This is a genomic window from Pseudomonas sp. S3_E10, from assembly GCF_054667615.1.
Window position 1 is genome coordinate 5000416 of record NZ_CP162743.1, and the last position, 12551, is coordinate 5012966.

Annotated in this window: 8 protein-coding genes; 3 read left to right on the forward strand and 5 right to left on the reverse strand. The window is 59.3% G+C overall.

Annotated elements, in window-relative coordinates:
- The first annotated feature begins 9 nt into the window (after positions 1-9).
- Positions 10-5133, forward strand: a complete 5124-nt coding sequence (locus tag AB4N98_RS22980; RefSeq protein ID WP_175404197.1) for an NEL-type E3 ubiquitin ligase domain-containing protein — start codon at positions 10-12, stop codon at positions 5131-5133.
- A gap of 546 nt (positions 5134-5679) precedes the next feature.
- On the opposite strand, the gene AB4N98_RS22985 is transcribed toward AB4N98_RS22980, so the two are convergent.
- The 3 genes from AB4N98_RS22985 to AB4N98_RS22995 all read right to left on the reverse strand — a co-directional run bounded on the left by AB4N98_RS22985 (position 5680) and on the right by AB4N98_RS22995 (position 8008).
- Positions 5680-6579, reverse strand: a complete 900-nt coding sequence (locus AB4N98_RS22985; protein WP_116077824.1) for a hydroxymethylglutaryl-CoA lyase — start codon at positions 6577-6579, stop codon at positions 5680-5682.
- A 16-nt stretch (positions 6580-6595) separates the two neighbouring features.
- Positions 6596-6988: a MerR family transcriptional regulator gene (locus AB4N98_RS22990; RefSeq protein WP_003174785.1), complete on the reverse strand. Its 393-nt coding sequence runs from the start codon at positions 6986-6988 to the stop codon at positions 6596-6598.
- An 84-nt stretch (positions 6989-7072) separates the two neighbouring features.
- A complete protein-coding gene (locus AB4N98_RS22995) occupies positions 7073-8008 on the reverse strand; it encodes a LysR family transcriptional regulator (protein WP_017527123.1) in 936 nt (311 codons plus the stop codon).
- A 166-nt stretch (positions 8009-8174) separates the two neighbouring features.
- Here AB4N98_RS22995 and AB4N98_RS23000 point away from each other — a divergent pair, with 166 nt between their 5' ends.
- Positions 8175-9404, forward strand: a complete 1230-nt coding sequence (locus tag AB4N98_RS23000; RefSeq protein ID WP_017527124.1) for an acyl-CoA dehydrogenase — start codon at positions 8175-8177, stop codon at positions 9402-9404.
- A gap of 51 nt (positions 9405-9455) precedes the next feature.
- Here the strand turns inward: AB4N98_RS23000 and AB4N98_RS23005 are convergent, their stop codons facing one another.
- Both AB4N98_RS23005 and xthA read right to left on the reverse strand, forming a co-directional pair.
- Positions 9456-10787: a substrate-binding domain-containing protein gene (locus AB4N98_RS23005; protein ID WP_137219768.1), complete on the reverse strand. Its 1332-nt coding sequence runs from the start codon at positions 10785-10787 to the stop codon at positions 9456-9458.
- A 129-nt stretch (positions 10788-10916) separates the two neighbouring features.
- Positions 10917-11729 (reverse strand): exodeoxyribonuclease III, encoded by an 813-nt coding sequence (gene xthA / locus AB4N98_RS23010; protein ID WP_017527126.1) that lies wholly within the window; start codon positions 11727-11729, stop codon positions 10917-10919.
- A gap of 169 nt (positions 11730-11898) precedes the next feature.
- Between xthA and AB4N98_RS23015 the strand changes: the two genes are divergently transcribed.
- Positions 11899-12549, forward strand: coding sequence for a GNAT family N-acetyltransferase (locus AB4N98_RS23015; RefSeq protein ID WP_017527127.1), 651 nt, complete (start codon positions 11899-11901; stop codon positions 12547-12549).
- Positions 12550-12551: the final 2 nt, after the last annotated feature.

Genomic DNA, 12551 nt, shown 5'->3' on the forward strand with positions numbered 1-12551 from the left:
GTTATGCTCGTGACACAGACCACTTCAGGCCAGAATGAACAAAACGTTCACCTTCACACCATCACAGACAACACACCCGACTGGTACACCGACGCGCTGGCGGAACACAAAACACAATTGGCCCTCCAGCCGCTGAACATTCCGGGTTGGTACAGGCACGCACCGGAGTCAGCCAGGGACGCGCTCAAGGCGATCCATATACGTAGCCGGCGCTCATTGAATCAGCTGGATCAACTGCTGGTCGGGTTGAACAGTGTCACTGACTTTGCCGAACCCTTGCTGGTCGAGGCCATCAAGAAAACCTTCGGCGTTCAATTGGACGTCAGGCAGACTTTTTATGCACGCAAGATAGAACAAAAGGAATGCGAGCGCCTGTCCGCTGAAGCGTCCCGAAGTCGTGAGTCGCCACTGGCGTCAGAGTTCTACTCCTATAAAGGGGTTAGCCTGCTGGAAGCGGCACTAAGCAACTTCAGCGAAGACGAAACCAGTGTGCCTGTCTGCCAGGACTGCCACCTGATTACCCGATACCCCTTTCATCGGCGTTCATTGCGGGCATGGCCGGATGCGGGCAACGTCAGGTCTGTGCCGGTGGGAATCAAGGCTCACGAGTTTGCCCGCATGTGCAGGACACTGGACCTGGGGGCGAAGTATTACGCGCATGTGCGTACCACGCTCAATGCCCGGATCACCTCGACAATCCCGGGGGCAGCCGCCGGTAAACTCTACAGCGCGATGATTACCGCGCATCGCAACCAGCTGGAGCTGGCCGCGCAGATCGCGGTGATGAAGCAGGACATCCAGAATGATGGTCATGCCTTGATCAAGGACATCCTGGTTAACCATCGCGGCCGGCAGTTGGATGGGGAGGATATTAAGTTCTCCAGGTTCTCGCTGTGCGCATTGGCGCTGGAAAATATTCTGGTCATCGGGCCCGTAGTGTTTAAAGCCCACTTCAGGAATGCTTCGCTTCAGCCCCGGCGATGCTGGGTCTACATTCCGGGCGATCCGGAATGTGTATTGAAGGAATATCCCAATCTCGGCTGGTTTGCCGATGATCTGACCACGCGTTTGTGCAAGGCCGAATACCGGACGTTCTTCAGCCAGTTCGTGCCGCTTTCCGAGCAGCAGGCGTTTTTCACCAAGCTCAAGACACTGCTTGACCCTGAGGGAAAGTTCACTCAATCCGAGGATTTCGCCCCGGCTTCCAAGCGCAGAATCTTTAGCCCGGCCGACTACGGCTACGGTCCGTCATTAAAGGATGTGTGGCAGGACAGCGCGGTGCAGAAAGTCCGTTTGATCATGGCCAACTGCAGTACCGCAGCCGTTTCGACGGGGGACATGGATAATCGTGTCGCACGCGCCAGGCTGTCGTTGTGGGGAAACAGGCTGCTGGACATTCTGAACCTGGCCGGGCTTGTGGTGCCGGGTCTTGGCGAAGTCATGCTGGTCGTCGGAGCGCTGCAAATGTCCTATGAGCTTTTCGAAGGCATCGAGTCGTGGTCCGAGGGGCAAGTACAAGAGGGCTGGGCGCATTTCTCGACGGTATTGCTGGGTGTGGCGGGGCTGGCGGTTCCCAAGGCACTGCTGGTGGCCAAGGAGTCGGCGTTCGTCAAACGCCTGGTCCGTGTCGAACTCGGGGGCGCAAGAGTACGCTTGTTTGATTCCGATCTGAGGGCCTTCAGGCACACGGTTACCCTGCCTGCCGAACTCAAGCCGGATGCCCGAGGGTTATACGCGCATGCGGGCGAAAGCTATCTGCCGGTGGAGGGCGGGCACTACAAAGTCGCAGGCAGCCATAACGATATCCGGCTTGTCCATCCAGACGACGCTTCGCTGTATTCACCGCGTATTCGGCATAACGGCGGCGGCGCCTGGGTGCATGAGTTCGAACAGCCCCTCACCTGGGACCGTAAGACGTTGTTACGCCGTATAGGGCACAGTGTCGACGCCTTGAGCGATACAGACCTGGAACAGCTCAGGGTCATGAGCGGGGTGACGGATGAAGCGCTGCGTGGCATCTATATTGACCAGCAGTTACCCCCACCGCTGTTCAGGGAAGCCCTGAGACACTTCGAGGCAAGCGCCAGACACCAGGCATTGCTCGATAATCTGCGCAGTACGGACCCGCAAGCGCTTACGCGCGTAGCCGGCTATGAGCAACTCAATTTGATCATGCGTAAGGGTGTGTGGCCTGACACCAAGGAGCTGCGGATTGACAATGCGGCGGGAGACGCCGTGTGGAGTTCTTATAAGGGAGACACAGAAAAGCCAGTCGTGCTGCTGCACGAACAGGACGTGCTTGCTGGGCGTATCCTGCCGTCGCTCCTGGCACAGCTGGAGCTGACGGAAGCTCGTCAGTTATTGGATGAAGGCATTGCGCGCGATACGGTAAGACTCGATACCCTCGTCGGTGAGACAGAGGTCGAGCTGCCGGATCACTTGCAACGCCCTCTCGCCAAGAGGGCGCTTGAAGCGCCTTCCGACGCCAAAAGGCTTGTCACCTACCAGCGTCGTTTGCTGCAACTGGCAACTGAGTACCGCAGTGAAATCATTGAGCGCGACATTGCGTCCGGGGACCTGTCCGTTGACAGCAACGTGCAGCGGATCCAGCGCTCCTTTCCTGGCCTGCCCAAACTGGTCATCGAAGAATTGCTGGCCAATGCCAACAGCGAGGAGCTGGCACACATGACGCAGCACTCACGCGTGCCGTTGCGGCTGGCGGAAGAGGCGCGCCGCTACTTGCCGCGCTTACGCATCCTGCGGGCGCATGCCGCGCTTAATTTTGACGGCCCTCTCACAATGGATACTGTGCAACTGGCCCTGCACACGCTGGCGGCCATGCCTGGTAGATTGGAGGCAATCGGCATCGAGTTACGTGCCGACAGCCTCACCGGCGCGCTGCTCGATCGTGTTGGCAGCAAGGATGCTCCCCTACAGCGCCGGTTGGTTCGGGTCACCCTGGCACATTGGGAAGTTGTGGATGAGTCCGGTAAAACGCTGTACGCCCGAACCGATAAAGACGCTTTCTACAGCGCCCTCTGGTTCGCCGCAGGGGGTAAGTTCACCAGTTGGGAACGGCTGCACGCCGACACTCAGGCGCTGAAGCTTGAGCTTATGAGACAACCTTTGAACGACGCGCAGGCCCGGCGTGCATTAGCGCTACAACCCATCAAGCCAGGTTACAAATCCCCCATGCGCCTTGCCGATGGGCGTTTCGGTTATCCATTGAGCCCTGTGGGGGGCGCCTCGCAGCGACCTCTGGCACTTGAGCTTGCGGCGGTGAAAATCTATCCCTCCAGGACGCTTGAAGAGGTGCGCGCCTTTTTGGGATTTGAGGGGCGTAGCGACGCTGACTTCCACGCGAAGCTGACTGAGCTTGGGGTTGAGTTTGAACAACTCCAAACGGTGCTTAGCACATGGGTTGACGAGGCGGGTTCGGGTTATGCAAGGGCCAGGCGCAGGGTCGCCAGCACCCTCAAACTTGCTTGGCAGCGCAGCACCACCCAGGCATTTGCAGGAGCGCATACCCTGGATTTGTCTGACGAGATGATCGAAGAGCTCCCCGCGATCAGCGCAAATATGGACCATGTGAGCGATCTGCGTTTGAGCCGTATGGCGTTGAGCGATGAGTCGGCGGGGTTCTTGCGGGCCTTTGGCGGCTTGCGACGGCTGCTGCTCGAAAATAATAACCTGACCCAATTGCCGGAGTTTGCCAATGGCGGCGTCAACCTCACTGAGCTGAACCTGAGCGCCAACGATATTCGCCTGACCGAACAGTCGACCGCCCGCCTTGAGAGCCTGCATAGCCTGCAAATCCTCGACCTTTCCCATAACACCCTGCTGGGGTGGGCCCCAGACCTGAGCGGCCTGCGAAGCCTGAACCGGCTCAACCTGCGCCGTACCGGGACAAGAACATTCCCCACAGGTGTGCAGCATTTGCCGCAGCTTGTCGATATCGATTTGCATACCAATCAGATCAGCACGCTGCCCGATTACGTGTTCGAACAACCTGCACGAATCAATCTGCACGACAATCCGTTATCCGCACAGACGCTCCAGCGGCTGGGTCTCCAGGCCCCTGTGGTTCAACCGAACTGGGAGCATGTTACGGCTGCCGAAGGGCGGGAGTCATGGCTGCGCGACTTGGAACAGATCGAGCGATCACGCTATGAAACGATCTGGGACTCGCTCACGGCCAATCCGGAATCGAGTGCATTGCTGACGGTAGTGGCCGATACCACACGCTCTGCCGAATACCGCAGCGCGGCCACTCGACCGCAATTGAGAGCGCGTGTCTGGGAGATGCTCAAGGCGGTCAGCGAAAACGAGCGTATTCGCAATGAGTTATTCGTGATTGCCGATGACAGGGCCACGTGTGGTGATGGCAGTACGCTTGAGTTCATGAACCTGGAGCGTGAACTGTTCGTGCTGAACGTCATGGAGCTGGCAGAGGGACCGGCGCTCAAGGATCAGTTGTTGAACGCTTCGAAAAAACTGTTTCGACTGAAGTTGGTAGATGACATTGCGCAACGAGATGTGATCGCCAGAGGCGCGGCGTTTACAGAGCAGAGTGAAGTGATTCTGGCGTATCGAATTGGGTTGGCGGACAAGTTGGGTTTACCGGTCAAGTCGCGGAACATGCTGTTTTCTCAGACGGCCAATGTGGGCCAGGCGGCCATCGATGACGCCTACACGCAAGTGCTGACAGCCGAAGCTGTCAGCGGCGACCGGGAAACGTTTCTGGTTGAACAAACATTCTGGGACAGATACCTGCGTACGCACTACAACGATGAGTTGCAAATGCTGACAGCCCCCGCAATCAAGCTGATAGATGAAAAGAGCGATGCGCTGTATGAGCTGTCGAGGTTGCAGGAGGGGCCCGGTGCTCAAGCGGATCAAGCGGCAAGGGAGGCCTGGCAAACGGAACGAGACAGGGCGGTTGACACAGTGGTCAGTACGCTGGGCATGAGCCGCGAAGAAATTTTGGTCGATGGCTCGATGCAAAGTGACTTTTATGTGAAGCAGATGGACGCGCTCAGCATCGCGCGAAGGAGAGAGGAAAAACTGGGGCTAACACTATTGACGCGAAAAGTGCTCAATAATCACGCTGCGGAGCATGGCTCGCAGCTCTGAAATACCCACCGGAAAACACAAAGGGGACCCGAAGGTCCCCTTTAATGTGTCGTTGCGTGCTCTTTTTTATTATTGAGGGGCGGCCTGTTGTTGTTTTTGGCAGCCGTGGCCCTTTGTTGCTGTTTTTGGCGACCCCCATTCGGGGTCAAGAGCAAACGTATTTTTTTGAGCGCTGATCTGCTTCTTCGTAAACGATCCAACCAGTGGGTAGCTACCTGAGGTAGTTTTATTGTTCTCTAACCGGTTGCGGGTTTCGGCAAGCCGTACCCTGCGAAGCACATCTTCTCCAAAAAAATCTGTTAGCTGCGTCTCTGCCGTGTTGTTTTTGTTATGTCAGAGTCGTTTCGTCTTATTTTTATTAGGTTTGGTGCTTTTTATTCTTGTTATGCAATAGAGATAGCAGAAGGCGTGCCAACTTTTAAAAGTCGTTTAAATTCAATGGCTTGAGTTTTTTAGGGGAAATGCCACGCGGCCAATGCCCCACAATATGTTCCCGTGTTACTCGATGTGTAGAGGCTCGGTAACACATTGTCACAAGCCTTCTACTCAAACCGCACTGCGCGCCTTGGCCACCCGTGAGCCGGTAGGCCGGCCCAGTACCGTACTGATTTGCCGGCCCGCAAGAATCAAGGCCTCCAGGTCGATACCGGTGTCGATCCCCAAGCCATTGAGCAGGTACACCACATCCTCGGTGGCGACGTTACCGCTTGCGCCCTTGGCATAGGGGCAGCCGCCAAGGCCCGCGATAGAGCTGTCGAACACCTGGATGCCCTCCAGCAGGCTGGCGTAGATATTGGCAATCGCCTGGCCGTAGGTGTCATGGAAGTGACCGGCCAGTTTGTCCCGTGGCACCTGGGCACCCACCACCTCAAACAGCCGCCGCGTGGCGCCCGCCGTGCCGGTGCCGATGGTGTCGCCCAGGGACACTTCATAACAGCCCATGGCGAACAGTTCGCGGGCAACCGCCGCCACCTGTTCCGGTGCGACCGAGCCTTCGTACGGGCAACCCAACACGCAGGACACATACCCGCGCACGCTCACCCCATGGGCTTTGGCGGCGGCCATGATCGGCACAAACCGTTCCAGGCTTTCGCTGATGGAGCAATTGATATTGCGCTGGGAAAACGCTTCGGACGCGGCCGCAAACACCGCGACTTCCTTCACCCCGGCCGCCAGGGCATCTTCAAAGCCGCGCAGGTTCGGCGCCAGCGCGCCGTAGGTCACGCCGGGCTTGCGCTGGATTTGCGCAAACACCTCGGCCGAACCGGCCATCTGCGGCACCCACTTGGGCGAGACAAAACTGCCGACTTCGATATAGCTCAAGCCCGCGGCGCTGAGAGCGTCCACCAGTTGCACTTTGTCGGCCACGCTGATGGGGTGGGCTTCGTTCTGCAAACCGTCGCGCGGGCCGACTTCCACCAGGCGTACGTAGGAGGGGAGGGACATGGCAGTTACCTTCTGATCAATGGCCGGCCTGGCTCATGGTGTGCGCAAGGGCCTGGGTGCAGCGCTCTTCGGCGGTGTCCAGTTCCAGTTTCATCTGCTCGATATCCAGCAACTGCTGTTCCAGTTGCTCACGGCGCTCGGCGATTTTCGCCAGCATGCTGTTGAGCTGGATATGGTTGCCGCTGGTGGGGTCATAGAGTTCGATCAACTCGCGGCATTCGGCTAGGGAAAAGCCGATGCGTTTGCCGCGCAGGATCAGCTTGAGGCTGACCTTGTCCCGCGCCGAGTAGATGCGTTCCTGGCCCCGGCGCTCCGGGGCCAGCAAGCCTTGCTCTTCATAAAAGCGAATGGCGCGGGTGGTGATGTCGAGCTCGCGGGCGAGGTCGGAAATGCTGTAAGTGGTGCTCATGACGATGCTCAAGGGTGGCTTGGGCGTTAGGCTAGTGGCTGGTTTACGTTAACGTCAAGGGCTGCTTTGCAGCCCCGGCGCAGGTCAAGCCTGCTTGCCATCCAGTTTTTTCTCATGGGCCGTCACTTGCTGGCACAACTCGATCATCTGTTCGCGCATCCAGCGGTTGGCCGGGTCCTGGTCGGTGCTTTCGTGCCAGTACAAATGGGTTTCCACCGGCGGCACATCATTGACCGGCAAATTGAACCAGTGCAGTTCATGGCGCCGGGCGAAGCGTTCGGGCACGGTCATGACCATATCGGTCTGCTGCAGCACTTGCGAGGCCATCAGGTAATGCTGGGAGCGCAGGGCGATCTTGCGCTGCAGGCCCATCTTGCCGAGGGCCAGGTCGACATGGCCCAAGCCGTTGCGGCGGCTGGAGATATGGATATGGGTCAGCCCCATGTAATCGTCCAGGGTCAGTTTGTCTTTACCCACCATCGGGTGGCCCTTGCGCATGGCGCACACGTAGCGGTCTTCCATCAGCTTGACATGGCGCACTTGCGGGTCGGTGTTGAGCGGCGCGTCCACCGCAAAGTCCAGGCGGCCGGCGGCCAGTTCCTTGGTGGTTTCGCGGCGCTTGGACAGGAAACTCTCGATCACCACCGTCGGCGCCAGGCGGCGCAGGCGCTGGAACAGCAGCGGCAAGATCACCGCCTCCGTCAGGTCGGTCATGCTGATGCGGTAGGTCTTGGCCGCCTGTTGCGGGTTGAAAATGCGGCTTTCCTGCACCGACACCCGCAGCAACGACAGCGCATTGCGCACCGGCCCGATGATGTTCTGCGCCATGGGCGTAGGCACCATGCCTTGGGCGGTGCGCACGAAAAGCGGGTCGTTGAAGGTCTCGCGCAGGCGCGCCAATGCGTTGGACACCGCCGGCTGGGTGATGCCGACGATCTGCCCGGCGCGGGTCAGGTTGGCTTCGGTGTAGATCGCGTCGAAGACGATAAAGAGGTTGAGGTCGACCTTGCTCAGATTCATTGGGGTGCGCTCTTATTGTTAGGTGGCGATTTGTTGCGTGCCGAGGCGTCGATCATATATCGGTGATGAATGTTAATACACGCCGAGAATAGGCTAGGTAAATTATCAACGCTGTTCTAGCATCGATTGCATGACTTAAACAACCTCTCAGAGAAGGGAGCTGCTCATGGATTTCGCCTATTCGCCCAAGGTTCAGGAACTGCGTGAACGCGTCACCGCCTTCATGGACGCTTACGTCTACCCGGCTGAGCCGGTGTTCGAGCGCCAGGTCAGCGAAGGCGACCGCTGGCAGCCCACCGCAATCATGGAAGAGCTCAAGGCCCGCGCTAAAGCCGAGGGCCTGTGGAATCTGTTCCTGCCCGAGTCCGAACTGGGCGCCGGCCTGACCAACCTTGAGTACGCACCGCTGGCCGAAATCATGGGCCGATCCTTGCTGGGCCCGGAGCCGTTCAACTGCTCGGCCCCCGACACCGGCAACATGGAAGTGCTGGTGCGTTATGCCAACGAAGAGCAAAAGCACCGCTGGCTCGAGCCGCTGCTGCGCGGCGAGATCCGTTCGGCCTTCGCCATGACCGAACCCGACGTGGCCTCCTCGGACGCCACCAACATGGCCGCCCGCGCCGAACGCCAGGGCGACGAATGGGTGATCAACGGTAAAAAGTGGTGGACCTCCGGCGCCTGCGACCCGCGCTGCAAGATCCTGATCTTCATGGGCCTGAGCAATCCGGATGCGCCGCGCCACCAACAGCACTCGATGATCCTGGTGCCGGTGGACACCCCCGGGGTGAAAATCGTACGGCCGCTGCCGGTGTTCGGCTACGACGACGCGCCCCACGGCCACGCCGAAGTGCTGTTCGACAACGTGCGCGTGCCGTATGAAAACGTCCTGCTCGGCGAAGGCCGCGGCTTTGAAATCGCCCAGGGCCGTCTTGGCCCGGGCCGTATCCATCACTGCATGCGCTCCATCGGCATGGCCGAGCGTGCGCTGGAATTGATGTGCAAACGCTCGGTCAGCCGCAGCGCATTTGGCAAGCCGTTAGCCCGTTTGGGCGGCAATATCGACAAGATCGCCGACTCACGGATGGAAATCGACATGGCGCGCCTGCTGACGTTAAAAGCCGCCTACATGATGGACACCGTGGGTAATAAAGTGGCGAAAAGCGAAATCGCCCAAATCAAGGTGGTGGCACCGAACGTGGCCTTGAAAGTGATCGACCGCGCCATTCAGATCCATGGCGGAGCGGGCGTGTCCAATGACTTCCCGCTGGCCTACATGTACGCCATGCAACGTACCCTGCGCCTGGCCGACGGCCCGGACGAAGTGCACCGCGCAGCCATCGGCAAATTCGAGATCGGCAAGTACGTGCCCAAAGAGCTGATGCGCGGCGGGCAGTAAGATCGCGTCGCCTGTATCGGGAGCAAGCCTGAGCCCCGCAAGGCTCAGGTTTTAATACACCCAGACCTCCACCCGCCGATTCTTGATCCGGCCTTCATCCGCGGTATTCGCCGCCACCGGCATCTGCGCGCCAAACCCGCGAATGTCCCTGAGCACCACGCCGTTTTTTACCAACTCGCGACGCACCGCCATCGCCCTCAGCTTCGACAGCAACGCGGCCCGCTGCGGGTCATTCTTGGCGTCGCCGAACCCCACCAGTGTCACCTGTTTATCCAGCTTGGCGTGGTTGCGCAGGTACGCCACCACCCGCTGCAGATCCTGGCGCGCTTTGTTATCCAGGCTGGCGCTGCCTTCTTCGAAACGAAAATTCACCGTCAGCCGCTGGGCATCGCGGGCGATGGCTTGATAGTCCTCGGGCATCGACCCGCGCGCTTGCACCGCCATCGCCTGCACCTGCTGCGCGATAAACCCGTTGGCCGCGACGATGGCCTGGCCCTTGCTGCTCTGGGCAAACTCCACCAGTGCCTTGGCCCATGGGTTGTGGCCTGCCGGCGGCAAATAAAAGAACAGCCGCCGGGACAGTGGGTAATCCTCGGTGGCAATCAGGCTGTTGAGCGGCAACATGGGTTGTGAGTCGCCGTCCACAATCGCCACGGCCTTGGCCTGGCGTACATAGGGCAGGCCGATAAACCCGATGCCTTGGGCGTCCTGGCTCACCGCATCCGACAACTGCTCGCTCGACTCGAAACGCTTGGCCGAGGCGACGAGGGGCTTGCCACGCAAGCGCAGCACCAGTTCCTTGAAAGTGTCGTAGGTGCCGGACTGATCATCCCGCGCATACACATGGATAGGCCCGCCGATACCGCCCAGCGCCTCCCAGGTGCTGACTTCACCGTTGAAGACTTGCGCCAGTTGCTCGGTGTTCAAGGTATTCAGCGGGTTTTGCGGGTTGAGGATGATCGCCAAGCCGTCAATGGCGATCACCTGTTCGGCACCGGGGCTTTTCAGGTCGCCGAGGGGCTCGAGGTCGACCAGCTCATTGTCCTTGATCGGGCGGGATGAAGCCGCGAGGTCGGCCGTGGAGTTTTTCAGCGCAGCAAAACCCGTGCTGGAACCATGAGCCGCCACTTCGACAGTGACCGACTTCCCCTGGCGAGTCTTGCCGATCACACGCTGCTCGTTGGCGCTGGCCGGCTCAGTGTGTATCGCCTGCAAGCCCTGTTGCTCCATCAATCCCTTGGCCAACGCAGGTCCCAGCGCCGCGCCGATGGTGTTGGAGCCCTGGATGCGCAACGCGGGGCCTTGTTCGGGGACGGGTAGGGGAGTGGCCATGGCGCAGAGGGGCACCGCGCAACACAACAGAAACAGAACGCGCAGCGTCATGCCGGCACCTTCTCAAGCCAAAGGGAGTGCCGCGAGATTAAGTCAGTTGGATTGCAATAATGTGACTGGCAATCAAGCGATCAAATGTGGGAAAGCCCTCCCACATTCAACCCAAGACGGTGAGGGGGATCAGCTCAGTTCAAGCCAGATCGGCGCATGGTCCGACGGCTTTTCCAGGCCGCGCAAATCGTAATCCACACCGGCATCCTTGACCCGCTGCACCAGGCCAGTGGACGCCATGATCACGTCAATGCGCAGCCCACGCTTGGGCTCATCTTCAAACCCACGGCTGCGGTAGTCGAACCAGCTGAAGCGGTCGGCCACGTCCGGGTTGAGGTGGCGGAAGCTGTCCACCAGGCCCCAGTTCTTCAAGCGGGCCATCCACTCGCGCTCTTCCGGCAGGAAGCTGCACTTGCCGGTTTTCAGCCAGCGCTTGGCGTTGTCGGGGCCGATGCCAATGTCGCAATCTTCCGGGGAAATATTCACGTCGCCCATCACCACCAGCGCCTGGTCATTGCTGAACTGGCTTTCCAGCAGGTGCTGCAAATCTTCGTAGAACCGTTGCTTGGCCGGAAACTTGGTAGGGTGGTCGCGGCTTTCGCCTTGAGGGAAATAGCCATTCATGATGGTGATCGGCTGGCCGTTTTCATCGGCGAAGGTGCCCCAGATAAAGCGGCGCTGGGCGTCTTCTTCATCGCTGGCAAAACCTTTGTTCACGCTCAGTGCTTCCTTGCGCGAAAGCAAGGCCACCCCGTAATGGCCTTTTTGGCCGTGGTAATACACGTGGTAGCCAAGGGCCTGTACTTCGGCCAGGGGGAACTGATCGTCGTGGACTTTGGTTTCCTGCAGGCCGATCACATCCGGTTGGTGCTTTTCAATCAGCGCCGCCAACTGATGGGGGCGGGCGCGCAGCCCGTTGATATTGAAGGAGACGATTTTCATGGTCGGCAGTCCGGTCCTGGCAAAAGGGCGATGCTAGCCGACAAGTCAGACGGGGGCCAGCGTGGCGGTAGCACAGTTGCACTGCTAAGGTCTGAGAACGATTTGTGCCGCGCAGGTTCGTACCCATACGAACGCCATCGTTTAAATGGCGCCCAGGGAGATTGACCGTATGCCTGAAACTTCGACTGCCGTTGCTGAAATCCGCCTGCTCAACAGCGGGTACTCCCGCGAGGCCCGCTCACTGCTGTACCAGGCTTATCGGCATGAGCCGACGTTCGCCTATATCTTCGAAGCAGAGCGTACCGGCTATGAACAACGGGTACGCGCCACGGTGCGCGAACTGGTCAAGCAACACTTTTTCCAGAAGCTGCCTGCCATTGGGCTGTTCGTGAATGATCGGCTGATCGGTATTGCCCTGATCGCCCCGCCGCAACGGCGCCTGGGAATTACCGAGAGCTGGGCCTGGCAGTTGCGCATGTGGCTGAGCACCGGCGTACGCGGTACGCGGCGTTACCTCGACTACCATCACGCGGTGCTGGCGTGCCTGCCCAGCGAGTCGGTGCACGTGCTGCCATTGTTGGGTATTCACCCACAGTTCCAGGGCAAGCACTACGGCGAGCAGTTGCTGGAGGCGGTCCACAACTGGTGCGCCGACGACCCGCATTCGTCCGGGGTGGTGCTGGATACCGGAAACTCACGGTATCTGGATTTCTATAAACGCCAGGGCTACGAGGAAATCGGCGAAGTGGCTGTAGGGCCTATCCTGGAGCACGTGTTTTTCCATCCCAACCCGCAGTCGTTACAGGCGACAACGGCTTAGAA